The sequence below is a fragment of the Pseudomonas mandelii genome, assembly GCF_006438925.1.
In the GTDB taxonomy this organism is placed as follows: Bacteria; Pseudomonadota; Gammaproteobacteria; order Pseudomonadales; family Pseudomonadaceae; genus Aquipseudomonas; species Aquipseudomonas mandelii_C.
On the sequence record NZ_RCZA01000013.1, the window covers coordinates 138,443 to 162,695 of the forward strand.

Sequence of the window (24,253 nt, forward strand, 5' to 3'; positions counted from 1 at the left end):
AACAACAAGGAACACTAACGATGGATGCTGTCTGCTCTGATCTGGTTGCTGAGGTTCGCGCGTTTCGTCAGCGCTTCCCGCAGGTGCGTTACGTTGACCTGATTTCCCTGGACATCCCCGGGCATTTTTACGGTAAGCGCTACCCGATAGAAATGCTCGAGAAGGTCGCCGCCGGCAGCGCGCTCAAGCTGCCGCAAAACTGTGTGTTGCTGGGTACGCAGGGTGGTCTGTTCAAAATCGGCGACTACTGTTTCAACGACGGCGACCCGGATGCTCCACGCCGCCTGGTGCCCGGTACGCTCAAGCCCGTGAGCTGGGAAAACAACTGCTGGGGCAAATGCTGATTACCTCAAGCGGTACTGAAAAGCCTATCGTTTTCGAGCCGCGTGAAGTGTTGGCGCAGGTGCTCGAGCGCCTCGGCCGAAAAGGGATATTTCCTGTGGTCGCGTTCGAACTGGAGTTCTATCTGTTCGATCGCCAGCTACGTGACGGCTTGCCACAGTTCCCTCGCGATCAGCTGACGGACGATGCCGATGATCAGCCGAATATGCACATCGAACGGCTGTCGAGATTTTCACCGGTACTCGATGACATGGTCGAGACGGCGCGGGCGCAAGGCATCGATGCCACGGTGATCACTGCGGAGCTGGGCCCGGGCCAGTTCGAGATCAATTTCGGTCACCTTGACGACGGCCTGCGTGCGGCCGACTGGGCGGCCCTGTTCTGCCGCAGCACACGGGGGGTGGCCCTCAAGCACAACCACCGCGCCAGCTTCATGGCAAAACCCTACTTGCAGCACCCCGGTAGCGGCATGCATGTGCATGTGAGCCTTTACGACGAGGCGGGAACCAACCTGTTGGCGGCTAACGATCAGCAGGCGCTGCGCCATGCAGTGGCCGGTTGCCTTGAATTGTTGCCGCATTGCATGCCGATCTTTGCACCGAATCACAACGCAATGCGGCGCTTGAGCGGCACGGTGAATGTCGCGACGCGCGCCAGTTGGGGCTTTGAAGATCGTGACGCTTGCCTGCGGGTGCCTGAGTCGGACGCTAAAAATCTGCGCATTGAACATCGCCTGGCGGGCGCGGATGCCAATCCTTATCTCGTGTTGGCGGCGATTCTGGTCGGGCTGGAGCAAGGGCTGGAAGTGGGCCGTGAACCGATTGCATCCCTCAACGAAGATCGTGGCAGCGGAATCGACTTCCCGCTGGAGATGCTGGAGGCCGTGCGTTCGATGCAAAACAACGTGCAGCTGCGCGAGGGTTTGGGGGCAGAATTTGTAGATGTCTACTGCGAAAACAAGCGCCAGGACCATTTGGCATTCCTGCAGGACATCAGTGCGCGGGAGTATCGCTGGTACCTCTAGATCAGTCCTTTTCGTCGATCGTCCATAAAAAATGTGTGGATATTTAATGAGTTGGACGTTTTAGTAACTGAATAGTGAATCAAAATATATTGTTACAGGCGGAAATATTAAGTAATATTCGCCCCGCGTTCACCACCACGGTTTATGCATTTTGAGTCCCAGGCGTCCATCAGCTGCCTGGGATTTTTTTTGCCTGAAATTCGGCATTTGCTCAATTTCAGTGGACCGCCGAGGATCTCGGAACAGGTACGCGCTCAAACCTGGAAACCGCTTTGATCCAGAAACGCCGATAAGCTGTTTTATCCGGGGCCAACGGCTTGTGGCTGGACCATGCATGCTCGGCTTTCAAGCTGGTGCGATACGTCTCCCACTCCTTCTCCTCGGCGACTTCCTTAGCCTTGCGTTCATCATCGAAATAGCCCAGTACATACACTTCGCCCTGATCGATGCCGTGCTCGATCAGTAGATAGATATCTTTCATCAGCTTTAATCCGCTGCTACACATTCCAGGATCCCCAGACGAAGGGGCATTGTCCTGACTGTCGGCAAGTATTTTTGATTGTTGAGTTTTATCGATGAATGGCAAGGCAGCTGAGGGCGGGCACGAGCAACCCGACAATTATTGGAATCGACCCTACACGTCAGCCCCCCGGCTTCGCGTCCGAGAGGCAGGGCAGCGGACTCAGCGGAACGCCGGGACCACGTGTTTGATAAACAGCTCCAGGGATTTTTTCTTCTCCGCGTGGGGCAAGCTGTTATCGCACCAGAAGCTGAACTCGTCGACGCCCAGTTCCTGGTAGTACTTGATGCGCGGGATGATTTCTTCCGGGGTGCCGATCATGGCGGTCTTGTGCAGGCTCTCCAGTTTGAACTCCGGACGTTCGGCGAACTTCTCTTCCGGGCTCGGCGCCAGGAAGCCGTTGACCGGCACTTCCTTGTTGCCGAACCAGGCATCAAAGGTGCGATAGAACTTCGAGATCGCCTTGGCCCCGACTTTCCAACCCTCGGGATCATCCGCTGCGTGGACATGGGTGTGACGCAGGACCATCAGTTGCGGGCGTGGCACGTCCGGGTTGTTGTCCAGGGCCGCCTGGAATTTGTTTTTCAAATCGAGGACTTCTTCGTCGCCCTTCATCAGCGGCGTGACCATGACGTTGCAGCCGTTGGCCACGGCGAAGTTATGCGAGTCCGGGTCGCGGGCGGCGATCCACATCGGCGGGTTAGGCTTCTGGATCGGCTTCGGTACGCTGGTGGAGGTCGGGAATTTCCAGATATCGCCATCGTGAGCGTAATCGCCTTGCCACAGGGCGCGCACCACCGGAACCATTTCGCGTAGCGCTTGACCGCCGGAGGAGGCGGGCATGCCGCCGGCCATGCGGTCGAACTCCACCTGATAGGCGCCACGGGCCAGACCGACTTCCATGCGACCGTTACTGATCACGTCCAGCAGTGCGCATTCGCCAGCGACCCGCAACGGGTGCCAGAACGGCGCAATGATGGTGCCGGCGCCGAGGTGAATGGTGGTGGTCTTGGCGGCCAGGTAGGCCAACAGCGGCATCGGGCTCGGCGAGATGGTGTATTCCATGGCGTGGTGTTCGCCGATCCAGACGGTGCTGAAACCGCCGGCTTCGGCCATCAGGGTCAGTTCGGTCAAGTCTTCGAACAGCTGACGGTGGCTGACGCTTTCGTCCCAACGTTCCATGTGCACGAACAGGGAAAACTTCATGACGCTTACCTCGGATCTTTGTTGTTTTGTTGGTATGCCATAACACGACATATTTGCAAAATGTTTATCTTGAAAAGATCAAAAGATCGCAGCCTGCGGCAGCTCCTACATTCTAGCGGCGTACACCTGTAGGAGCTGCCGAAGGCTGCGATCTTTGCTTTCGAATCAGGCAAGAACGGGCAGGGCGCCCATCTTGCCGTGGCAATACACCAGTGGCCCGGCGTTGTGCTGGGGCACGATCAGGTTCTTCACCGCGCCGACCATGATCGCGTGGTCGCCACCTTCGTATTCGCGCCACAGCTCACATTCGATCACCGCCGTGGCGTTGGCCAGAATCGGGTTGCCCAGTTCGCTCAAGGTCCATTCGATGCCTTGCGCCTTGTCTTTGCCTTTGCGTGCGAAGGCATAGGCTTCGCTCTGCTGGCCGCCAGACAGGACGTGAATGGCAAAGCGTTTGTTCTTGATCAGTACCGGATAGGAATCGGAGCTGTAGTTGGGGCAGAACAGCACCAGGGCCGGGTCCATGGACAGCGAGCTGAAGGCGCTGGCGGTCAGGCCGACGATGTGGCCGTCGTCATCCAGCGTGGTAATCACAGTCACCCCGGAAGGAAACGAACCCATCACTTGTTTGTAGATGGCGGCATCGATCATGGGACGGTCCTCTGGCGGTGTAATGCGGGTTTTTATGTGTTTGTAGGTCTGATGGTATACCGTAATACATAGTTTGCAAGGGCTTTTTTTTCGACCCGATAAACGTACGCCTTCGGTCTTTAAGTCAATGTTTACGGGGCTTTCCCCTAGGTCTTGGGCGCGTTTATGCAGTGTGATTGCGGATCAGATGGGCTCTCAAAGACCGGATCAGCCTTGTTAAAAACTTGGAATACCATAATATTATCGACATCTGAGGGGTGGCCAAAGAGCTCCCCCGGTTTGGCTTCGTACAACTATAAGATCAGACAAACTAGAGTTCATGCACATGTCCCAGATGTCCCGGCAAGACCCCCTGATCGAGAATCACACGGTCGACTACGTCCCACTCGCGGAACGCCACGGGAAGGCCCGCGACCTTTTCACTTTATGGTTCAGTACCAACATCGCGCCGTTGCCCATCGTGACCGGCGCCATGGTGGTTCAAGTGTTCCACCTCGACCTGTTCTGGGGGCTGTTGGCGATTGCTCTCGGGCATATGGTCGGCGGTCTGGTGATTGCCCTCGCGTCGGCTCAAGGTCCGCGCATGGGGATTCCGCAGATGGTGCAGAGCCGCGGCCAGTTCGGTCGTTATGGTGCGCTGCTGATCGTGTTTTTCGCGGCGATCATCTACATCGGTTTTTTCATCTCCAACATCGTCCTGGCCGGCAAGTCCATTGTCGGCATCGCGCCTTCGGTTCCGGTGCCGGCGAGCATCCTCATCGGCGCTTTGAGCGCCACCGCGATCGGGGTGATCGGTTACCGTTTCATTCACACCCTTAACCGCATCGGGACCTGGGTCATGGGCAGTGCCTTGCTCGCCGGTTTCCTTTACATCTTCGCCCACGACCTGCCGGCGGACTTCTTCACCCGCGGCGGTTTCAACCTGTCGGGCTGGCTGGCCACGGTGTCGTTGGGGATCATCTGGCAGATCAGCTTCTCGCCTTATGTGTCGGACTACTCACGTTATCTGCCGGCGGATATCGGGATTGCCCGTCCGTTCTTCGCTACGTATCTGGGCGCGACCCTGGGCACCATTCTGTCGTTCACTTTCGGCGCGGTGGCGGTGCTGGCCACTCCGGAAGGCACCGAAGCGATGGCTGCAGTGAAGCAGTCCACCGGCTGGCTGGGACCTATTTTGATGGTGCTGTTTCTGCTCAACATCATCAGCCACAACGCCTTGAATCTGTATGGCGCGGTGCTGTCGATCATCACCTCGATCCAGACCTTCGCCAGTCAGTGGACGCCGAGCATCAAAGTTCGCGTGGTGTTGTCGAGTGTCGTGCTGGCGGGTTGCTGTTTTGTCGCATTGGGCGCGTCGGCGGATTTCATCTCGCAGTTCATCGGCCTGATTTTGGCGCTGTTGCTGGTGCTGGTGCCTTGGGCGTCTATCAACCTGATTGATTTCTATCTGATCAAGCGTGGCAGCTATGACATTGCCTCGATCTTCCGGGCGGATGGCGGGATCTACGGGCGCTTCAATCTGCATGCGATCGTTGCGTATTTCATCGGGATTATTGTGCAGCTGCCGTTTGCCAATACGTCGTTGTATGTCGGGCCGTATGCCAATCTGGTGGAAGGGGCTGATCTGTCGTGGCTGGTGGGGTTGGTGGTGACTTGTCCGTTGTATTACTGCCTGGCGACGCGTGGGCAGGGGCAGGAAAGCAAGGCAGCGAAACTGGGTTACACAAACTAGCGCCCGATTGAGTTCGCGTCTGGAATGCCCGGCCTTTGCCGGGCATTTTTGTTTGCGGGAGGTTATGTACATATCCGTTTCTGCGGTGATGGCTGATTACGGTTTCGCTCTTACAGCGAGTCCCTTTTTCAAACGCCAAAAAGGAACCAAAAGGCTTTGCCCCTCCATTCGGTGCCTCGCTTAGGCTCGGCATGCCGTAACGAAGGCATTGCTCCGGGGGCCCGCCGCCATCGGCCATCCATGGCCGGGGGTGGCTGCCGCGGCATCCTTGCCGCGGTGCCCCCTGCGCAATACCTGCGTTCGGCCTCTGGGAAAGGGGCAGGCAGATCAAGATCAAAAGCCAAAGCAAGATCAACAACTCTCTGCATCCCCTGATCGTTCCCACGCGCAGCAAAGGAATGCCGCCGGGGAGGCTCCGCCTTCCGCTGTCGACACAAGGCTTAAGTCCTGCGCATTGGTGACGCGGAGCGTCACGGGATGCATTCCTTTGCTGCGCGTGGGAACGATCAATACGCGCAGGCGGTGAGGAAACAGACCGGTCGGTAGGCCGCCTCGCTTTGCTTTTGCGCTGCACGCCCCCTCGAGAGGCCGAGTGGAGGTTCTGCGCAGTGGGCAACCCGGCATGGATGGCGGCGGGCCCACGGAGCAGGACCGGAGCGAGGGCATGCCGAGCCTAGGCGAGGCACCGAACGACAGGGGAAAGAGCCTTTGGTTACTTGGGGCCGGGCCGCGCAGGCTTTTCAAAGTGACACGCCGTAAGGGCGGAACCCTAAGCAGCCGTTACCGAAGAAACGGATATGCCCCCCAACCAAAAAGCAAAAAAAAAGGCCGCCACAACCCGACGTTGTAGCGACCCGAGGGTGACAGATAAATCACGGCCCACTGGCATGGACCGGCGCCAAATCAATGAGCCCCAGCAGCCTTGTTCAAATCACTCTCAGCCCATTCGGTATACACGCAAGCATCCGCAGTCGCCCAACGCACCCGAACCGGATCGCCAGTCTTCAGCGGCATCCCGGCGGCAGAGAGCGCCTTGACGGTCATCGAAGTACCGCCGGAAGTCATCACCGTGCAAGTCTGACTTTCACCGAGAAACAGCACTTCACCGACAATCGCCGACACTTCATTCCAGCCTGCCGCGAGCGGTTCCTGACGGGCTTGCTCAACGCTCAATGCCAAAGCCTTTTCGGGGCGAACCATCAGCAGCACATCCTGATGGGTTTGCAATCCTGCAGTCAGGCGAATCGACAACGATTGCCCTTCAAACGAAGCCACGGCATTGCCCTGAGCCTTGAGTTTGAGGAAGTTCGAGTTACCCAGGAACGAAGCAACAAAGGCATTCGGCGGATTCTGGTACAGGTCAAAACCGCTGCCCAGGCCGACGATCTTGCCGTGGCTGAAAATCGCGATGCGCTGGGACAGGCGCATGGCTTCTTCCTGGTCGTGGGTCACGTAAACAATGGTGATGCCCAGACGCCGATGCAGCTGGCGCAGTTCATCCTGCAAGTCTTCACGCAGTTTCTTGTCCAGAGCACCGAGCGGTTCGTCCATCAGCAGAATGCGTGGTTCATATACCAACGCCCGAGCAATCGCTACACGTTGCTGCTGGCCGCCGGACAGTTGCGAAGGGCGGCGATGCGCAAATTGCTCAAGCTGCACCAGTTTGAGCATCGCATCGACCCGGCGCTCGCGCTCGGCGGTGGCCAGTTTGCGAATGGCCAGGGGGAACGCGATGTTGTCGCGTACCGACAGGTGCGGGAACAGCGAATAACGTTGGAACACCATGCCGATGTCACGCTTGTGCGGCGGCACGTTGACCAGCGATTGGCCATTGACCAGGATCTCGCCGCTGCTCGGGGTTTCGAAGCCGGCTAGCATCGACAGCGTTGTACTTTTACCTGAGCCGCTGGAGCCAAGGAACGTGAGGAATTCGCCGTCCTTGATGTCCAGCGAGATGTCGTCCACGGCGGCAAAATCGCCGTAGTACTTGTTCAGGTTGCGCAGGCTCACCAACGGTTGGTCGTTCTGATGCGCGGAATCTTTGATCACTGCACTCATGTCGTACTCCTGGGCGCTCAGGCGCTGATTTCATTGCGCCGGCGAAGGGCGGCGGCGATCACCATGACCAGTACCGAGAGGCCGATCAGCAGCGTCGAGGCGACGGCGATCACGGGCGTCAGGTCCTGGCGCAGGGTGGTCCACATTTTCACGGGAAGGGTTTGCAGGGTCGGGCTGGCCATCATCACGCTCAGTACCACTTCATCCCAGGACACCAGGAACGCAAACAGCGCGCCGGCCACCATGCCCGGACGAATCGCCGGAAAGGTCACCTTGAACACCGCTTGCAAGCGTGAGGCACCGCAGATCACCGCGGCATCTTCGATGGACTGATCGAACAGCTTCAGTGAGTTGATGATCGAGATGATGGTGAACGGTAAAGCGACGATCACGTGGCTGACCACAAAGGCGAACATCGTCCCGGTGTAGCCCAGTTTCAGGAACAATGCGTACACCGCCACCGCGATGATCACCAGCGGCACGATCATCGGCAGGGTGAACAGACCGTAAAGCATCTCCCGTCCCGGGAAGCGCCCGCGCACCAGTGCAAAAGCGGTGGGCAAACCCAGCGCCACGGCGAAGAACGTGGTCAGTACCGCGACTTTGAGGCTGGCCACGGCCGCGTTCATCCAGTCGGCGTTGGAGAAGAACTGGCCGTACCATTTCAGCGTCCAGCCCGGCGGCGGGAACACCAGCCACTGGGAGGAACCGAAGGACAGCAGCACGATGAATACGATCGGCAGCAACAGGAACAACGCGATCAATCCGGTCGTGAAGTACAGGCCGAAGCGCATGCGCCGGCTCATGGCATTGGGGGTCAGGAGCATGACGGCTTACCTCGCGTTGCTGGCGCCAACCGGGGATTCCGGTTGGAGCGTCAGGTAGAAGTAGAACAACACCAGCGTAATGACGATCAGCAACGCGGCACCGGCGCTGGCCAGGCCCCAGTTGAGGAACGACTGCACCTGCTGAATGATGAATTCGGGCAGCATCATGTTCTGCGCACCACCCAGCAGTGCCGGGGTGACGTAGTAACCGAGCGACATCACGAACACCATCAGGCCACCGGAGAACAATCCCGGCCGGCACAGTGGCAGGAATACCCGGAAGAAGTTGGTCCAGGGGCTCGCGCCGCAAATGGAACCGGCCTGCAGGATCATCGGGTCGATGGCCTGCATGGTCGCCTGCAGTGGCAGCACGATGAACGGGATCATGATGTAGCTCATGCCGATCACCACGCCGGTGAGGTTATGCACCATCTCCAGCGGCTGATCGATGATGCCCATCGCCATCAACGCCTTGTTGATCACCCCGGACGCTTGCAACAGCACCAGCCAGGAGTAAGTCCGGGCGAGGAGGCTGGTCCACATCGACAGCAGCACGATGTTGAGGATCCAGCGCCCCCAGCCACGGGGCACCAGGGTGATGGCCCAGGCCAGTGGAAAGCCGAGCAGCAGGCTGAACAATGTCACCAGTCCCGCCACCGAGAAGGTGTTGAGCAATACCCGCGCATACGCCGAGTTGGCGAACAGCTGCTCGTAGTTGCCCAGTCCCGGTACCGGCTCCAGCACACCACGCAGCAGAAGCCCGATCAGCGGTGCCAGAAAGAACAGACCGAGGAACAGCAGGGCGGGGATCAGGTTGCTTGCGCCACGCCAGCGCTGTGCCATGGAAGGGGATTGGTTCATCGCAGCCGCCTTGCCGAGTGCCGAGCCGGCAGCGCCCGTGGCGCTCCCGACCTGCGTGGGTTGACGGGACGCGGTTACCGTCATTTTCATTTGACCAGCCATTCGTTCCACCGTGTCGCGATGGCCGGACCGTTTTTGGCCCAGTACGCGAAATCAAGAGTGATCTGATCCTTAGCGTAGGCAGTCGGCAGGTTAGGGGCCAGTACCGAATCCAGGCGCGCCACGCTGTCGACATTGACCGGCGCATAGGCGGTCAGGTTGGAGAAGTCAGCTTGTCCTTTGGCGCTGCTGGCGTTGGCCAGGAACTTCATGGCCGCAGCCTTGTTTTTTGTCCCTTTAGGCACGACCAGAATGTCGGCCATGACCAGGTTCTGTTTCCAGCTCACGCCCACGGGTGCGCCGTCTTCTTGCAGGGCGTGGATGCGGCCGTTCCAGAACTGCCCCATGCTGGCTTCGCCAGAGGCCAGCAACTGTTGCGACTGGGCACCGCCGCCCCACCAGACGATGTCTTTCTTGATGGTGTCGAGTTTCTTGAAGGCGCGATCCAGGTCCAGCGGGTAGAGCTTGTCGGCGGCTACGCCATCGGCCAGGAGGGCCAGTTCCAACACGCCCGGGCTTGGCCATTTGTAGAGGGCGCGTTTGCCGGGATACGTCTTGGTGTCGAACAGCGCGGACCAGTCCTGAGGTTTGCTGGCGCCGAGCTTGCTCTCGTTGTAGCCGAGGACGAAGGAGAAGAAGAACGAGCCAACGCCGTGATCAGAGACAAACCGCGGGTCGATTTTATCGCGCTGAATGACCGTGAAATCGAGGGGTTCAAGGAGGCCTTCGGCGGCGGCACGCAGGGCGAAATCGGCTTCGACATCGACCACGTCCCACTGCACGTTGCCGCTTTCGACCATGGCTTTGAGTTTGCCGTAGTCGGTCGGACCATCCTGGACCACGGTGATGCCGCTGGCCTTGCTGAACGGATCGGCCCAGGCCTGCTTCTGTGCATCCTGGGTGCTACCGCCCCAGCTGACGAAGTTGACGCTTTCAGCCGCCATTGCCACGTGACTGGCCGTGGCCAGTAAGCCGGCGAACAGTACTGCGGTTGCACGTTTGTTCAACACCATTTTCACGCCCTCATTTGTTGTGTTTTTGAGCGGGCTTGGTAATGCCCGCCTATCGGGAGCAGTAGGTCCATCTGGCCTCTAAAGGCGACCGTGCCAAGGGCTGTTATTGGTGCTTTCCCTGTAGGGCGCACTTGGCTGAAGCATCCGGTCTATGGAATATCATATTATGGTATTCCAAACTTTGTGCAAGCACTTTGCCTTACCGGCTATCAGCCAAAAAAGGTTTTTTTTAACGTCAGGCCACGGGTAGTGGCCTTCACGTTTATAGAAAGAAGCCAGGAATCATTCGGTGAAAGGGATACTTTCCACGACTTCCAGGTTGTAACCGGTCAAACCCGCGTATTTCAGCGGAGGACCAAGATGGCGCAGTTTGCCCACGCCAAGATCCTGCAAAATCTGCGCCCCGGTACCCACTTCAGAATAGATGCGCGATTGCGAACGGCTGAACTGCCTTGGCGGCTGGGTCAGCTGCGGCACTCGCTCCAGCAGCGCTTGCGATGACTCATGATTGGCGAGCACCACCACCACGCCGCGACCTTCCTCGGCGACTCGCTGCAGCGCCGCCCACAACGTCCAGTTGGACGGCCCGCTGTATTCGGCGCCGACCAGATCGCGCAGCGGATCGATCACATGCACGCGCACCAGCGTCGGCTCGTCGCGGTGCAACTTGCCCATGACCATTGCCATATGGACGCCGCCTTCGATGCGGTCTTCAAAGGTGATCAGCCGGAAGGTGCCATGCACCGTAGGCAGTTCACGTTCACCGATCCGCACCACGGTGTGTTCGGTGCTGAGGCGATAGTGAATCAGGTCGGCGATGGTGCCGATCTTGATCCCATGCTTGCGCGCGAACACTTCCAGGTCCGGGCGGCGGGCCATGGTGCCGTCATCGTTCATCACTTCGACGATCACCGAGGCCGGGGTAAAGCCGGCCAGGCGTGCCAGGTCGCAACCGGCCTCGGTATGACCGGCGCGGGTCAGCACGCCGCCTTCCTTGGCACGCAGTGGAAAAATATGACCGGGTTGCACGAGATCGGCGGGCCCGGCATTAACGGCGACCGCGGCTGCCACGGTACGCGCCCGGTCGGCGGCGGAAATGCCGGTGGTCACGCCGACGGCGGCCTCGATGGACACGGTAAACGCCGTGCTGAACACGCTGCCATTGCTCGGCACCATCTGCTCCAGCCCGAGGCGCTGACAGTGGTCGTCGGTCAAGGTCAGGCAGATCAGGCCGCGAGCTTCCCGGGCCATGAAGCTGATCGCCTCGGCCGTGCAGCAATCGGCGGCCAGCAGCAGGTCGCCTTCGTTTTCCCGATCCTCGTCATCGACCAGGAGCACCATCTTGCCTTGTCGATAGTCTTCGATAATTTCTTCGATGCTGTTGAAGGCCATGCTGGGATTCTCAGTGTTTGGTTGAATTATTTTGTGGTATACCATAATACAAAATAAACCGAGAGGTCACTATGAAGGCGTACTGGATTGCTCATGTAGATGTCACCGACCCCGATCAATACAGCCAATACACCCAGCGGGCGCCAGCGGCCTTCGTGTTGTATGGCGGGCGGATGTTGGCCCGGGGCGGGCGCAGCGAAGCGCTGGAAGGCGGGCCCACGCCGCAGCGCAACGTGGTGATTGAATTCGACTCGTACGAACAGGCGCTGGCCTGCTACCAGTCGGAGGAATATCAAGAAGCGAAACGGCACCGCGAGGGCGTGGCCCGGGCCCAGATCATCATTGTCGAGGGCGTGGAGACTTTGTGATGCCACCTGTAGGAGCTGCCGAAGGTTCGGGCCGCGTTCGGACGATTTTTTGGCGACTCGCAAACGGGCCAAGATCAAAAGATCGTCCGAACGCGGCCCGAACCTTCGGCAGCTCCTACCGAATAAAGTGGATCTTGCCGGTGTCGTCGTTGCCGATGTAGATGCCATACACACCGGCCTGGCGTTCCTCGATATAGCGTTCGAGGATCTGCCGGATCGCCGGGTAGTAGATGCTGTCCCAAGGGATGTCCTCGGGTGCGAAGAATTTGTAGTCGAGGGTTTCCGTGCCGTACTGGCCGGTGATCTCCAGGGCGATGGCGCGGAAGATGATGTACACCTCGCTGATCTTCGGCACGCTGAAGATCGAGTAGGGCGAGAGAATTTCCGCGCGCACGCCGCTCTCTTCCCAGACCTCGCGCAGCGCCGCCTGCTCGGTGGTCTCGCCGCCTTCCATGAAGCCGGCCGGCAGCGTCCAGGTGCCAGGACGCGGCGGGATGGCGCGCTGACACAGCAAATATTTGCCGTCCTGCTCGATGATGCAGCCGGCAATGATTTTCGGATTGACGTAATGGATGTAGCCGCAGCCGCGGCACATCAGGCGCTCGTGCGTATCGCCCGGCGGCAGCTGAGACCTGAGGTCATTGCCGCCGCACTTTGGACAAAAGCTCGGGCTGAACATCTTTAGCGACCTATGCGCGGTTCTTTAAGCGCGATCGGCAGGGTGATGTCGGGGATTTTTCCGGTCTCCTCCTGTTTGCGCTTGAGGTAATCCAGAGCGACGGCTGCGGCGGCGCGGACGTGGTCGACACACGCCTGATGGGCGGCCAGCGGGTCGCCGCTCTTGATGGCCTCGACCATGCGTTCCATTTCCTGATTGCTGGCGCCACGACGGTTTTCCTGGGACACCGATGTCGCCCGCAAGTAGCTGATTCGTGCCTGCAACTGGCGCAGCTGAGTGGCCGCCACATGGTTGCCGGAGCCTTCGAGCAGGACATCGTAGAAACCCTGAACCGAGTCGATGACCTGTTGCAGTTCACCTTCCTTGAGGGCCTTGCGGTTTTCCTCCAGGGCTTTTTCCAGGGCCTTGATGTCCTTGGCCTTGGCACGCAGGGTAAACAGTTGGACGATCAAACCCTCGAGCACGCAACGCAGTTCGTAGATATCGACGGCATCGGCCAGGGTAATGATGGCGACACTGGGCCCTTTGGCATCGGCGAATTCCACCAGGCCTTCGGATTCCAGGTGACGCAAGGCCTCGCGTACGGACGTGCGGCTGACGCCCAGGCGATCACACAAATCGCGTTCGACCAAGCGGTCTCCCGGCATGAGCTGGAAGTTCATGATGGCGCTTCGCAGTTTATCCAGCACGATTTCGCGCAGGGTAACGGGGTTGCGATTGACCTTGAAGCTGTCGTCGAGTGGCAGGCGTTTCATGGGGTCCGCTCTGAATGTGGCTGTCCATGCAAAAAGAGCACTTCGATCGCAAGAATCTCTGTGCTCGGTCAGGTCAAACAGCCAAGGGTTAACTGGAGGCCTCGGCATCGGCTTCGGCGAACGCTTCACGGGCGAGCCGGAAGCTGTCTACGGCAGCGGGGACACCGCAATAAATACCGACCTGAAGCAGAATTTCGCGTATTTGTTCACGAGTCAGTCCGTTACGCAAGGCGCCGCGTACATGCAGCTTGAGTTCGTGAGGCCGATTGAGGGCCGAAATCATGGCCAAGTTTATCATGCTGCGCTCTTTAAGCGACAAACCCTCACGGCCCCAGACATGGCCCCAGCAGTACTCGGTGACCATTTCCTGCAGTGGCCGGGTGAAGTCGTCGGCGTTCTCGATGGAGCGTTTCACGTAGGCTTCGCCCAGCACCTGGGTGCGGATTTTCAGCCCCTCTTTATATTTCTCGTTGCTCATCGCGGTGTGCTCCCGAAGTCTTCCAACCCGCCCATCAGGGTGTATTTGAGTTCCAGATAATCCTCGATGCCGTACTTGGATCCTTCACGGCCCAGGCCCGAGGATTTGATGCCGCCAAAGGGCGCGACTTCAGTGGAAATCAGCCCTTCGTTAATCCCGACCATGCCGTACTCCAAAGCTTCGCTCATGCGCCATGCGCGACCGAGATCGCGGGTGTAGCAATAGGCGGCGAGGCCGAATTCAGTGTCGTTGGCCATGTGGATCGCCTCGGCTTCAGTCTCGAAGCGGAACACGGCTGCCAGCGGACCAAAGGTTTCGTCTTGGGCGACTTTCATCGAAGCGGTCACGCCGGCCAGCACCGTCGGCTGGAAGAACCCGTGCCCCAGCGCATGACGTTCACCGCCGCAGAGCAGTTGCGCACCCTGAGCGAGCGCGTCCTGAACATGGTCTTCGACTTTGGCCACGGCGCGATCGTTGATCAGCGGGCCTTGATTCACGCCGGTGTCAAAACCGCTGCCGACGTGCAGTTGCTTGACCCGCTCGGCCAGGCGGGCGACGAAGGCGTCGTGAATGCCGTCCTGCACCAGGAAGCGATTGACGCAGACACAGGTCTGCCCGGCATTGCGGAATTTGGCGATCAGCGCGCCGTCCACGGCACGCTCCAGGTTGGCGTCGTCGAACACGATGAAGGGCGCATTGCCCCCCAGCTCCAGCGAGACTTTTTTCAGCGTCGGCGCGCACTGCGCCATCAGCAATTTGCCAATAGCGGTCGAGCCGGTAAACGACAGTTTGCGCACCAGCGGACTGGCGGTCAGTTCGCCACCGATGGCCACCGCGTCGCCGGTGATCACATTGAAAATGCCCGGCGGAATGCCGGCCTGTTCAGCCAACGCGGCCATGGCCAATGCCGAAAACGGCGTTTCCGGTGCCGGTTTAACAATGCACGGACAACCGGCAGCGAGCGCAGGGCCGGCCTTGCGGGTGATCATCGCGGCGGGAAAATTCCACGGCGTGATGGCCGCGACGACGCCGATCGGCTCCTTGCTGACCACGATGCGCGCATCGCCTTTGTGGCTGGGAATGGTGTCGCCGTAGATGCGCTTGGCTTCTTCGGCGAACCACTCGATAAAGCTTGCGGCGTAGAGGATTTCACCCTTGGCTTCGGCCAGTGGCTTGCCTTGTTCGAGGGTGAGGATTTCTGCCAGCGCATCGGCGTTTTCAATCATCAGCGCGTGCCAGCGTTTCAGCGTCTGGCTGCGTTCTTTGGCGGTCAGCGCACGCCAGGCCGGCCAGGCCTTGTTGGCGGCGGCGATGGCCTGACGAGCGTGCTCGGCGCCAAGATTCGGCACCCGGCCGATCAGCTCGCCGGTGGCCGGGTTGAAGATGTCCTGACAAGCGCCGCCCGGGGCATCCAGCCATTGGCCGTCGATATAGGCCTGCTGACGGAACAGTTGCGAAGCTGCTGGGTTCATATCGGCTCCTGACAAAATAAAAAGGGTCTGCGCGATTACCTGTGGGAGCGAGCTTGCTCGCGATGGCGATGTGTCAGTCACATTGATGTTGAATGTGCTGCCGTCATCGCGAGCAAGCTCGCTCCCACAGGGACCGCGCGCTGCACAAAAACGTCAGGCCAGGGTGGGCAGGGGACCCAGCTTGCCTTTGTGATAGATCATCGGCGTCACCGGTTGCTCGGGCAGAATCAGGTTCTTCACCGCGCCGACGATGATCGCGTGGTCACCGCCGTCGTATTCGCGCCACAGTTCGCACTCAATGATCGCCGTAGCGTTGCCCAGCAGCGGATTGCCCAGCGCGCTCAAGTGCCAGTCGATGCCATTGGCCTTGTCTTTGCCTTTACCGGCAAACGCATAGGCTTCGGCGGTCTGGTCGGCGGACAGCAAGTGAATCGCGAACTGCTTGCTGTCGCGCAGGATCGGGTACGTGTCAGAGGCATAGTTGGGGCAGAACAGCACCAGTGCCGGATCGATCGACAGCGCACTGAATGCGCTGGCGGTAATGCCGACGATGCCACCGTCCGGGTCCAGGGTGGTGACCACCGTGACCCCGGACGGGAACGAGCTCATGACGTCTTTGTAAATGCCGGGTTCGATCATTTCGTCAATCTCCTAGCGCATCACAAACGGATCAGGCATTGGCGCCTGGGAAAGGTTGATCCACACCGTTTTCAGCTCGGTGTAGGCCAGCACCGAATCGATGCCGCTCTCGCGTCCATAGCCGCTGTTCTTGAAGCCGCCAATCGGCGCCATGGCCGACACGGCGCGGTAGGTGTTGACCCAGATGATCCCGGAGCGCACGTCCCGGGCCAGTCGATGAGCGCGGCCCAGATCGCGAGTCCAGATGCCGGCGGCGAGGCCGAACTGCGAGTCGTTGGCAATCGCCAACGCTTCGGCTTCATCCTTGAAGCGAATCACCGAGGCCACCGGACCGAAGACTTCTTCCTGCATGATTTTCATCGAGTTGCGGTCGCATTCGAACAAGGTCGGCTCGTAGAACCAGCCATCGCCCAGATTCTGCGGACGCTTGCCGCCCAGGCGCAGGCGCGCACCTTCGGCGATGGCGTCGGCGACCAGGCCTTCGACCACGGCCAGTTGCTGCGCGGTGGCCATGGGGCCCATTTCGCTGCTGTCTTCCTGCGGGTTGCCGATGCGGATGCGTTTGGCGCGTTCGACCAAACGATCGACGAACTCATCGTAGATTTCGTCCTGCACCAACAATCGAGAACCGGAAACGCAACTCTGACCGGAGGCCGCGTAGATCCCGGCAATCGCGCCGTTGATTGCGCTGTCGAGGTCGGCGTCGGCGAAGATAATGTTCGGCGATTTGCCGCCCAGTTCCAGCGACAGCTTGGCGAAGTTCTCGGCGCTGCTGCGCACCACGTGCCTTGCTGTCGCGGCGCCGCCGGTGAAGGCGATTTTGCGGATCAGCGGATGGCGGGTCAGGGCCGCGCCAGTGCTTGGGCCGTAGCCGGTAACGACGTTGACCACGCCCGGCGGGATGCCGGCTTCCAGCGCCAGACGCGCCAGTTCGAGAATGGTGGCGGAGGCGTGCTCCGACGGTTTGATCACGATGGTATTGCCTGCCGCCAGGGCCGGGGCGAGTTTGATCGCGGTCAGGTACAGCGGGCTGTTCCAGGGAATGATCGCGGCGACCACGCCCATGGCTTCGTGCACGGTGTAGGCAAACAGGTCCGGCTTGTCGAGGGGCAGGGTGCCGCCTTCGAGTTTGTCCGCCAGGCCCGCGGTGTAGTGGAAGAACTCCGGCAAGTAGCTGACCTGGCCACGGGTTTCGCGGATCAGCTTGCCGTTGTCACGGCTTTCCAGCTGCGCCAGGTGCTCCTTGTTTTCAGCGATCAGATCGCCCAGACGCCTCAGCAGTTTGCCGCGGGCGGTGGCGGTCAGGCCACGCCAGGCCGGGCTGTCGAAAGCCGTCTGCGCAGCCTGTACGGCGCGTTCGACGTCGGCTTCGTCGGCATCGGGCAGTTCGGCCCAGGCTTGGGCCAGGGCCGGGTTCAGGCTTTCAAAGGTCTTGCCGGACAGGGCATCGACCCATTCACCGCCGATGCACATCTGGAAGCGTGCGAGTGTCATGCAACGATCCCCTTTATTTGGTTTTGTCGGGAGTACGCCGTGTCGAGAAACTCCAGCAGCAGCTGGTTGACCAGGCGCGGTGATTCTACGGGCATCATATGCCGCTGCTCGGCGAGCACGGCAACTGTCGCGCCGGGAATGCGTGCGGCCAATTGCTCGGCCATTTTCGGTGTGGAACCCGGGTCCAGTTCACCGGTGGCGATCAGTGTCGGCACCTGGATGCTGCCCAAGTCGTCAGCGCGGTACATGTCCTGGGTTGCGAACAGCTCATAGGTGGTCAGGTAACCCTGCGGGTCATTGTCTGCCAGGGTTTGGCGCAAGGCCGCAATCTGCGCCGGGTTGGCCGCCTGATATTCACGGCTGAACCAGCGCGACAGGGCAGCTTCGGCATTGGCATCCGGTCCGTGCTCGGCCGCTTGAGCGGTGCGGGCGATAACGCCGGCACGCTGTTCGGGGCTGCGATTGAACACGCTGTTGAGCACCACCAGACCTTGCAGGCGTTGCGGGTAATGCAAGGCAAATGCCCGCGCGACCAGCCCGCCCATGGAAAAGCCGATCACCGTCGCCTGAGGCACTTGCAGGTGATCGAGCAGCTCCAGCAACTGGTCGGCATAGCCGAGCAGGGGGGTGCCGCTTTCCGGGCGCGGGCTGGCGCCGTGGCCCAGCATGTCGTAGGCAATCACGCGGTACTTCGTGGCCAGGCCAACGACCTGGCCGCCCCACATTTCTTTGTTCAGGCCCACGCCGTGGATCAAAACCACGGGCTGGCCTTGGCCGGTCGCCAGGTAACTGGTGCCAGCCGGGGTGAGTTCAGCGGTGAGCCGAATCATGGAGCGCTCCTGCATGCCTTTTTGTTGTTGTTACCGACCTTGATTACTGGGCGTTCTCGGCAGCCAGTTCTTCCAGATCGATGTAACGGTTGCCGATGCGTGGGTGCAGGCGGCCGCCATCGGCGCAACCCAGTACCACCACGATTTCGTCGGCACGCGGTGCATCTTCGATTTGCATTTCCAGGGTGATGTAGTGCGAACGCAGGCCTTCGTCGTCCTTGTGCATCATCGGGATCTGGATCGAGGTGCCCGGGCCGCCGCGCTTGTTGGTGAAGCTCAGGTAGCTCTTGGCTTTCACCGCTTCGCGGTAATGGTTGCCAAAGCGCAGGGTGTGGATGACGGCGGAGGCGTGTTCGATTTCGCCGTCGGCGCCGACCACCGCGGCCTTGCCGTAAGCCTCGATCTTCTCGGCGCCGCCGATGATGCCGACCAGACGCTCGACCATCAGTGCACCGAGGTCGGAGCAGTTGGCACGAATTTCCGGTTTCAGGTCTTCGACAAAGCCGCGACCCAGCCAAGGGTTTTTCATCACGACGGCCAGGCCGACCATGGTCACTGGCTTATCGGTGGCCTTGCCGCCTTCGATAAAGGTTTCTTCGACATAGCTGACGATCTTGCGGATTTCGAAACTCATGAGCTGCTCCGTTTAGGGTGAGAGTGTCTGTGCGTCTGATGGTATACCATAATACCGGTAGCGCAAGTCCCTGAAACGGGTTTCTGGTCGGACGGTGGTGAAAAGGGAGGAGGGAACGGCTGTTGCCAATAAAAAACCAAAAAAAACCCGGCTGATGAGGCCGGGTTTTCCATTGAGTATTAATGCCTGCTACCGCGAGATGATCCCGTGATCGATCGCGTATTTGACCAGGGCCGCCGGTTTGTCGATGTTGAGTTTGCGCCGGATGCTCAGGCGATGGGTCTCTACCGTGCGAACGCTGATGTCCAGTTCGCGGGCCATCTCCTTGTTGTTCAGCCCTTGAGCCATCTTGTACAACACCTGGCTCTCGCGCGGTGTCAGCTCGTTGTCGGTATTTTTATCGGCGATGAGCCGCTGGGCGATCTCGGCGCTGTAGAACGTGCCGCCACTGGCGATGGCTTCGATCGCCGCGATGATTTCCCGCGACGGTGAGTTCTTCAGCACATAGCCGCTGGCCCCCGCGCGAACGGACTCACTCACGTATTCGTTATTGTCGTACATGCTGAGCACCAGCACCTTGAGCGACGGGTACTGGCTGCGTAACACCCGGGTCAGCTCGATCCCGTTCATGTCCCGCAGGCTGATGTCGACGAGCAACAGGTCCGGCTGGCAGCGCCCGACCATTTCAATGGCCTCCGCGCCACTCTCGGCTTCGCCCACCACTTCCAGGGGGGCCATGACCGACAGCAGCGCTTTGATCCCGTCGCGGACCAGGGCGTGATCGTCGACCAGGGCGACGCGGATCGGGTAGGGCAGGTTCATCGCGGGTATTCACTCTTGTTGTCAGGGGGCGAGTCAGCGTGTTGTACCGGGCATTTTCATTGGCAGCCAAACGTCCAGCTCGCTTCTTCCCGGCATCGAGATCAGGTCGAATCGTCCACCAAAATGTTCGACACGCTCACGGATATTACGCAGGCCAATGCCCGCATGACGACGTTCGACCTGGGCGACGTTGAAACCGATACCGTCATCGACCACCGTCAACCGTATGGAGTCGTCGGACCCGTGCAGGGTAATGGAGACGTTTTTAGCCTGGGCGTGTCGTTCAATATTAGTCAGGCCTTCTTGCACGATGCGAAACAGCGAGACCGCTGCCCCATCGACCAGGTGACAGTCGAATTCGTTGTCGTTATAGGTCACCACCAGGCCGCTGCGTTGCTCGAATTCTGCGGCGAGTTGACCGATCGCCGCCGGCAGGCCCAGGGTGTCGAGCAGCGAGGAACGCAGGTCGTGGGAGAGGCTGCGAACCTCGCCAATCGCTTCCCCCAGGCGTTCCGTGGCGTCTCTCAGCGTACTCAAACCCTTGTCGTGTGCTTGCCCATTCTCGAGCAGATGGCTGGCCAGTTCGAACTGAAACTTGATGGAGACCAGTAGCTGGCTGATGCCGTCGTGCAGTTCACGGGAAACCCGTGAGCGCTCTTCCTCTTGCAAGCTGACGATACGCTGAGTCAGGCGCTGAAGTTTCTTGTCGGCCAGACGATGCTCGCTGACGTTCAGCGTCATGCCGCTGGCGAAGACAAACAGCACCGCCACGAGGGCCACCGCGGCAATCGCCAGCATGGTTTTACGAATGCCCTGGGCCACTTCGTCACGCGCCTGCTGGGTCGCGCGCTCAACGTCTTCAAGGTAGATGCCGGTGCCGAGCATCCAGCCCCAACGATCGAGCATCACCACATAGGCGAGCTTGTCCGTCACTTGGCCGGAAGAGGGTTTGTTCCAGGCGTAGCGCTGAAAGCCTTCGCCCGATTGCGCACTTTTGAGCAGCGCCTGGATCACGGGCAAACCGTGAGGGTCCTTCATGTCCCACAGGTATTTGCCCACCAGCTCCGACTGGCGCGCGTGCATCAGGCTGCGGCCTTCGTGGTCGTAGACGAAGAAGTAGCCATTGATGCCAAAGCTGAGCTTGCGCAGTTCTTCCAGCACTTGTTGCTGTGCGTGTTCATCACCGTGGCCGTCGTCGTACAGCGGTTCGATCAGGCTTTGCGCCATTTCGACGTAGTTCTTAAGTTCTGCGCGCTTGCTCGCCAGAATGCTGTCTTCGATCAGTTGCGCCTGTTGTTCACCCAGTTGCCGGTTCATGGAAATCACCAGCGCGCAGATGACGGCGATGGCCAATACCAGCGGCAGAATCCCGAGCGCGACGATTTTGTGTTTGAGCTGCATCTCTGCTCCTGTCCGGACCGAGGGAAGGCGAAGGCCCGGCATCATATGCCAAAGATACGCGCGTCCAGTAGCGGTGCTGGACGGAATGACCTGCGGCTCAGTTGAAATGCAAAACCTGTGGGAGCGAGCCTGCTCGCGAAGGCGGCCTGACAGCCGACCATTTTCTTTCAGGTGTACATATCCATTTCTGCGGTAACGGCCGCTTAGGGTTTCGCCCTTACGGCGAGTCACTTTTGACAAACGCCCGGAGTGCCGGCCCAGCCAAAAGTAACCAAAAAGTCTCGCCCCGAGCGTCCGGCCCCTCGCCTGGGCTCGGCGTTCCTTCGTTCTGGCATTCATCTGGGGGCATCGCCTCCGGTTGGCTTCGCTTCAACCTCCTCTCGATGTGTGCGGCTTCGCCGCACGGCGCTGCGCGCCTACCCCCCAGATGAACGCCTCCACTCAGCCTCCCGAAGGGGCGGGAGGATCAAGATCAAGAGCTGCAGGCGAGCTAACGCTCGGCCTGTTGAGTGGTGAGGGGCGGAAGGCGAAAGGCGTGCGCCGATTCCCTGTGGGAGCGAGCCTGCTCGCGAAGGCGGCCTGACAGCCGACCAATTACTCGCAGGTGTACACCATTCCCCTGTGGGAGCGAGCTTGCTCGCGATGGCGGTATATCAGACGACATCAATGTTGAATGACAGATTGCATTCGCGAACAAGTCGGATCGCCGCACCGCCGCTCCTGCAAGAAGTTCAGCGTCATCTACGTAGAACTACGTAGACGCCGCGTACGTAGTAACGCGGATTTATTTGTAGACGGCATGCGGGGATATTGGGCCAGCTCCGCACAGCGGACACAATTATAAAAATTACCGCCGCAGTCCACTGGCTGTCGGCAGGAGACACGCTATGCCCCGTCTGGCTAAACACCTCGCCTGGTTTGCCGTGGCTGTCCTGGGAGCGTTTGCGCTAAGTGTCGTGGCCCTGCGCCGCGGCGAAGCGATCAATGCCCTCTGGATCGTAGTCGCAGCAGTCGCTATCTATCTCGTCGCATACCGCTACTACAGCCTGTTCATCGCTACCAAAGTGATGCAACTCGACCCCAATCGTGCCACGCCCGCTGTCGTTAACAATGACGGTCTGGACTACGTGCCGACCAACAAACACGTACTCTTCGGTCACCACTTTGCAGCCATTGCTGGTGCGGGGCCGCTGGTCGGTCCGGTCCTGGCGGCGCAGATGGGCTACCTGCCCGGTACGCTGTGGCTGATTGCCGGCGTGGTGCTGGCCGGTGCCGTTCAGGACTTCATGGTCCTGTTCATGTCCACCCGCCGCAACGGCCGTTCCCTGGGCGACATGGTCCGTGAAGAAATGGGCCGCATCCCCGGGACCATCGCGCTGTTTGGCTGCTTCCTGATCATGATCATCATCCTCGCGGTGCTGGCGCTGATCGTTGTAAAAGCCCTGGCCGAAAGCCCGTGGGGTATTTTCACGGTGATGGCGACCATCCCGATCGCGATGTTCATGGGCATTTACATGCGCTACATCCGTCCGGGCCGCATCGGTGAAATCTCCGTTGTCGGGGTACTTCTACTGCTCGGTTCGATCTGGCTGGGCGGGCAGATTGCCGCTGATCCGGTCTGGGCCAAGGCCTTTACCTTCACCGGGATCCAGATCACCTGGATGCTGATCGGCTACGGTTTTGTCGCCGCGGTATTGCCGGTGTGGCTGATTCTGGCGCCGCGTGATTACCTGTCGACCTTCCTCAAAATCGGCACCATCGTGGCCTTGGCGATCGGCATCCTGATCACCATGCCCGAGCTGAAAATGCCGGCGCTGACCCAGTTTGTCGACGGCACCGGGCCGGTATGGAAGGGCGGTCTGTTCCCGTTCCTGTTCATCACCATCGCCTGTGGCGCAGTCTCCGGTTTCCACGCGCTGATTGCTTCCGGTACCACGCCGAAGTTGTTGGCCAGCGAAGGTCATGCCCGTTACATCGGTTACGGCGGCATGTTGATGGAATCCTTCGTGGCCATCATGGCAATAGTAGCTGCGTCGGTGATCGAGCCGGGCGTGTACTTCGCCATGAACAGCCCGGCGGCGCTTGTCGGCTCTGACGCTGTTACGGTTGCTCAGACCGTCAGCAGCTGGGGTTTTGCAATTACCCCGGAAGCGCTGCAAGCGGTGGCCAAGGACATCGGTGAAACCACCATCCTGGCCCGTGCTGGCGGTGCGCCGACCCTGGCAGTCGGTATCGCGCAGATCCTGCACCACCTTCTGCCGGGTGAAAACACCATGGCGTTCTGGTACCACTTCGCGATCCTGTTTGAGGCGCTGTTCATCCTGACGGCGGTGGATGCCGGTACCCGTGCCGGCCGTTTCATGCTGCAGGACTTGCTCGGCTCGTTCGTGCCGGCGCTGAAACGCACCGAATCCTGGACTGCCAACCTGATCGCAACCGCCGGTTGTGTGGCGATGTGGGGTTATCTGCTGTATCAGGGCGTGATCGATCCGCTGGGTGGCATTAACACCTTGTGGCCGTTGTTCGGTATCTCCAACCAGATGCTGGCCGGTATCGCGCTGATGTTGGCGACTGTTGTGCTGATCAAAATGAAACGCCAGCGCTACGTCTGGGTCACCATGTTGCCCGCTGTGTGGCTGCTGATCTGCACCACCACCGCCGGCTTCATCAAGCTGTTCGATGCCAACCCGGCGATCGGTTTCCTGGCCCTGGCCAAGAAATACAGCGATGCCCTGGCCAACGGTCAGATCCTCGCCCCGGCGAAGAGCATCGACCAGATGCAGCACGTGATCTACAACGCGTACACCAACGCAACGCTGACCGCGCTGTTCTTGCTGGTGGTGTTCAGCATCCTGTTCTTTGCTCTCAAGGTCGGTATCGCCGCCTGGGGTACTAAAGAACGTACGGATAAAGAAGCGCCATTCCAGGCTCTGCCGGATGCGTAATCGAGGATTTC

21 protein-coding genes and 1 pseudogene are annotated in these 24,253 nt (G+C 59.8%); 4 read left to right on the forward strand and 18 right to left on the reverse strand.

Annotated features, from left to right (window positions below; translation table 11 throughout):
• Positions 1-20: 20 nt before the first annotated feature.
• Positions 21-1,366: pseudogene (locus EAH74_RS26535) on the forward strand (glutamine synthetase family protein).
• 217 nt (positions 1,367-1,583) lie between these two features.
• Here EAH74_RS26535 and EAH74_RS26540 read toward each other — a convergent pair.
• From EAH74_RS26540 to EAH74_RS26550, 3 genes are all read right to left on the reverse strand, one after another.
• Positions 1,584-1,847, reverse strand: coding sequence for a hypothetical protein (locus tag EAH74_RS26540; RefSeq protein ID WP_140682296.1), 264 nt, complete (start codon positions 1,845-1,847; stop codon positions 1,584-1,586).
• A gap of 201 nt (positions 1,848-2,048) precedes the next feature.
• Positions 2,049-3,092: an LLM class flavin-dependent oxidoreductase gene (locus tag EAH74_RS26545; protein ID WP_123368005.1), complete on the reverse strand. Its 1,044-nt coding sequence runs from the start codon at positions 3,090-3,092 to the stop codon at positions 2,049-2,051.
• Between the two features lie 165 nt (positions 3,093-3,257).
• Positions 3,258-3,743 carry a flavin reductase family protein gene (locus tag EAH74_RS26550; RefSeq protein ID WP_095129262.1) on the reverse strand — a complete coding sequence of 162 codons (486 nt, stop codon included), beginning with the start codon at positions 3,741-3,743 and terminating at the stop codon, positions 3,258-3,260.
• A 325-nt stretch (positions 3,744-4,068) separates the two neighbouring features.
• Between EAH74_RS26550 and EAH74_RS26555 the strand changes: the two genes are divergently transcribed.
• On the forward strand, positions 4,069-5,475 hold the full coding sequence (locus EAH74_RS26555; protein WP_140682298.1) for a purine-cytosine permease family protein: 1,407 nt from the start codon (positions 4,069-4,071) through the stop codon (positions 5,473-5,475).
• A 903-nt stretch (positions 5,476-6,378) separates the two neighbouring features.
• Here EAH74_RS26555 and EAH74_RS26565 read toward each other — a convergent pair.
• The 5 genes from EAH74_RS26565 to ribBA all read right to left on the reverse strand — a co-directional run bounded on the left by EAH74_RS26565 (position 6,379) and on the right by ribBA (position 11,725).
• Positions 6,379-7,533, reverse strand: a complete 1,155-nt coding sequence (locus EAH74_RS26565) for an ABC transporter ATP-binding protein (protein WP_140682302.1) — start codon at positions 7,531-7,533, stop codon at positions 6,379-6,381.
• A 17-nt stretch (positions 7,534-7,550) separates the two neighbouring features.
• Positions 7,551-8,360 carry an ABC transporter permease gene (locus EAH74_RS26570; RefSeq protein ID WP_056740508.1) on the reverse strand — a complete coding sequence of 270 codons (810 nt, stop codon included), beginning with the start codon at positions 8,358-8,360 and terminating at the stop codon, positions 7,551-7,553.
• A 6-nt stretch (positions 8,361-8,366) separates the two neighbouring features.
• A complete protein-coding gene (locus EAH74_RS26575; RefSeq protein ID WP_170206636.1) occupies positions 8,367-9,311 on the reverse strand; it encodes an ABC transporter permease in 945 nt (314 codons plus the stop codon).
• Positions 9,308-10,333, reverse strand: a complete 1,026-nt coding sequence (locus tag EAH74_RS26580) for an ABC transporter substrate-binding protein (RefSeq protein WP_140682306.1) — start codon at positions 10,331-10,333, stop codon at positions 9,308-9,310. The genes EAH74_RS26575 and EAH74_RS26580 overlap by 4 nt, the downstream gene beginning before the upstream one ends.
• A 282-nt stretch (positions 10,334-10,615) precedes the next feature.
• Positions 10,616-11,725: a bifunctional 3,4-dihydroxy-2-butanone-4-phosphate synthase/GTP cyclohydrolase II gene (gene ribBA, locus EAH74_RS26585; protein ID WP_056740511.1), complete on the reverse strand. Its 1,110-nt coding sequence runs from the start codon at positions 11,723-11,725 to the stop codon at positions 10,616-10,618.
• A 71-nt stretch (positions 11,726-11,796) separates the two neighbouring features.
• Between ribBA and EAH74_RS26590 the strand changes: the two genes are divergently transcribed.
• Positions 11,797-12,093 carry a DUF1330 domain-containing protein gene (locus tag EAH74_RS26590; protein WP_140682308.1) on the forward strand — a complete coding sequence of 99 codons (297 nt, stop codon included), beginning with the start codon at positions 11,797-11,799 and terminating at the stop codon, positions 12,091-12,093.
• A gap of 115 nt (positions 12,094-12,208) precedes the next feature.
• Here the strand turns inward: EAH74_RS26590 and EAH74_RS26595 are convergent, their stop codons facing one another.
• The 10 genes from EAH74_RS26595 to EAH74_RS26640 form a co-directional block, all read right to left on the reverse strand.
• Positions 12,209-12,772, reverse strand: coding sequence for an NUDIX hydrolase (locus tag EAH74_RS26595; protein ID WP_140682310.1), 564 nt, complete (start codon positions 12,770-12,772; stop codon positions 12,209-12,211).
• Positions 12,773-12,774: 2 nt separating this feature from the next.
• Complete coding sequence (locus tag EAH74_RS26600) at positions 12,775-13,527, reverse strand: GntR family transcriptional regulator (RefSeq protein WP_123368013.1); 753 nt, start codon at positions 13,525-13,527, stop codon at positions 12,775-12,777.
• Between the two features lie 88 nt (positions 13,528-13,615).
• Positions 13,616-14,005: a carboxymuconolactone decarboxylase family protein gene (locus EAH74_RS26605; RefSeq protein ID WP_140682312.1), complete on the reverse strand. Its 390-nt coding sequence runs from the start codon at positions 14,003-14,005 to the stop codon at positions 13,616-13,618.
• Positions 14,002-15,477, reverse strand: a complete 1,476-nt coding sequence (locus EAH74_RS26610) for an NAD-dependent succinate-semialdehyde dehydrogenase (protein WP_140682314.1) — start codon at positions 15,475-15,477, stop codon at positions 14,002-14,004. The genes EAH74_RS26605 and EAH74_RS26610 overlap by 4 nt, the downstream gene beginning before the upstream one ends.
• A 153-nt stretch (positions 15,478-15,630) precedes the next feature.
• Positions 15,631-16,116, reverse strand: a complete 486-nt coding sequence (locus EAH74_RS26615) for a flavin reductase family protein (protein WP_046049785.1) — start codon at positions 16,114-16,116, stop codon at positions 15,631-15,633.
• Positions 16,117-16,128: 12 nt separating this feature from the next.
• Entirely contained in the window at positions 16,129-17,610 is a 1,482-nt protein-coding gene (locus EAH74_RS26620; RefSeq protein WP_033057762.1) for an aldehyde dehydrogenase, read from the reverse strand.
• Positions 17,607-18,440, reverse strand: coding sequence for an alpha/beta fold hydrolase (locus EAH74_RS26625; RefSeq protein ID WP_140682316.1), 834 nt, complete (start codon positions 18,438-18,440; stop codon positions 17,607-17,609). The genes EAH74_RS26620 and EAH74_RS26625 overlap by 4 nt, the downstream gene beginning before the upstream one ends.
• 43 nt (positions 18,441-18,483) lie before the next feature.
• Positions 18,484-19,074: an amino acid synthesis family protein gene (locus EAH74_RS26630; protein WP_003182108.1), complete on the reverse strand. Its 591-nt coding sequence runs from the start codon at positions 19,072-19,074 to the stop codon at positions 18,484-18,486.
• Positions 19,075-19,263: 189 nt separating this feature from the next.
• Complete coding sequence (locus tag EAH74_RS26635; protein ID WP_140682318.1) at positions 19,264-19,896, reverse strand: response regulator; 633 nt, start codon at positions 19,894-19,896, stop codon at positions 19,264-19,266.
• 33 nt (positions 19,897-19,929) lie between these two features.
• The gene (locus EAH74_RS26640) at positions 19,930-21,297 is read right to left on the reverse strand and encodes a cache domain-containing protein (RefSeq protein ID WP_140682320.1); all 1,368 of its coding nucleotides are present in this window, start codon (positions 21,295-21,297) and stop codon (positions 19,930-19,932) included.
• A gap of 887 nt (positions 21,298-22,184) precedes the next feature.
• Between EAH74_RS26640 and EAH74_RS26650 the strand changes: the two genes are divergently transcribed.
• Positions 22,185-24,242 (forward strand): carbon starvation CstA family protein, encoded by a 2,058-nt coding sequence (locus EAH74_RS26650; protein ID WP_140682322.1) that lies wholly within the window; start codon positions 22,185-22,187, stop codon positions 24,240-24,242.
• Positions 24,243-24,253 lie beyond the last annotated feature (11 nt).

Bases quoted from the DNA above. Each gene is read 5' to 3' on its own strand.
- EAH74_RS26540 (WP_140682296.1), bottom strand. From the start codon at position 1,847: ATGAAAGATATCTATCTACTGATCGAGCACGGCATCGATCAGGGCGAA.
- EAH74_RS26545 (WP_123368005.1), bottom strand. From the start codon at position 3,092: ATGAAGTTTTCCCTGTTCGTGCACATGGAACGTTGGGACGAAAGCGTC.
- EAH74_RS26550 (WP_095129262.1), bottom strand. From the start codon at position 3,743: ATGATCGATGCCGCCATCTACAAACAAGTGATGGGTTCGTTTCCTTCC.
- EAH74_RS26555 (WP_140682298.1), top strand. From the start codon at position 4,069: ATGTCCCAGATGTCCCGGCAAGACCCCCTGATCGAGAATCACACGGTC.
- EAH74_RS26565 (WP_140682302.1), bottom strand. From the start codon at position 7,533: ATGAGTGCAGTGATCAAAGATTCCGCGCATCAGAACGACCAACCGTTG.
- EAH74_RS26570 (WP_056740508.1), bottom strand. From the start codon at position 8,360: ATGCTCCTGACCCCCAATGCCATGAGCCGGCGCATGCGCTTCGGCCTG.
- EAH74_RS26575 (WP_170206636.1), bottom strand. From the start codon at position 9,311: ATGAAAATGACGGTAACCGCGTCCCGTCAACCCACGCAGGTCGGGAGC.
- EAH74_RS26580 (WP_140682306.1), bottom strand. From the start codon at position 10,333: ATGGTGTTGAACAAACGTGCAACCGCAGTACTGTTCGCCGGCTTACTG.
- ribBA (WP_056740511.1), bottom strand. From the start codon at position 11,725: ATGGCCTTCAACAGCATCGAAGAAATTATCGAAGACTATCGACAAGGC.
- EAH74_RS26590 (WP_140682308.1), top strand. From the start codon at position 11,797: ATGAAGGCGTACTGGATTGCTCATGTAGATGTCACCGACCCCGATCAA.
- EAH74_RS26595 (WP_140682310.1), bottom strand. From the start codon at position 12,772: ATGTTCAGCCCGAGCTTTTGTCCAAAGTGCGGCGGCAATGACCTCAGG.
- EAH74_RS26600 (WP_123368013.1), bottom strand. From the start codon at position 13,527: ATGAAACGCCTGCCACTCGACGACAGCTTCAAGGTCAATCGCAACCCC.
- EAH74_RS26605 (WP_140682312.1), bottom strand. From the start codon at position 14,005: ATGAGCAACGAGAAATATAAAGAGGGGCTGAAAATCCGCACCCAGGTG.
- EAH74_RS26610 (WP_140682314.1), bottom strand. From the start codon at position 15,477: ATGAACCCAGCAGCTTCGCAACTGTTCCGTCAGCAGGCCTATATCGAC.
- EAH74_RS26615 (WP_046049785.1), bottom strand. From the start codon at position 16,116: ATGATCGAACCCGGCATTTACAAAGACGTCATGAGCTCGTTCCCGTCC.
- EAH74_RS26620 (WP_033057762.1), bottom strand. From the start codon at position 17,610: ATGACACTCGCACGCTTCCAGATGTGCATCGGCGGTGAATGGGTCGAT.
- EAH74_RS26625 (WP_140682316.1), bottom strand. From the start codon at position 18,440: ATGATTCGGCTCACCGCTGAACTCACCCCGGCTGGCACCAGTTACCTG.
- EAH74_RS26630 (WP_003182108.1), bottom strand. From the start codon at position 19,074: ATGAGTTTCGAAATCCGCAAGATCGTCAGCTATGTCGAAGAAACCTTT.
- EAH74_RS26635 (WP_140682318.1), bottom strand. From the start codon at position 19,896: ATGAACCTGCCCTACCCGATCCGCGTCGCCCTGGTCGACGATCACGCC.
- EAH74_RS26640 (WP_140682320.1), bottom strand. From the start codon at position 21,297: ATGCAGCTCAAACACAAAATCGTCGCGCTCGGGATTCTGCCGCTGGTA.
- EAH74_RS26650 (WP_140682322.1), top strand. From the start codon at position 22,185: ATGCCCCGTCTGGCTAAACACCTCGCCTGGTTTGCCGTGGCTGTCCTG.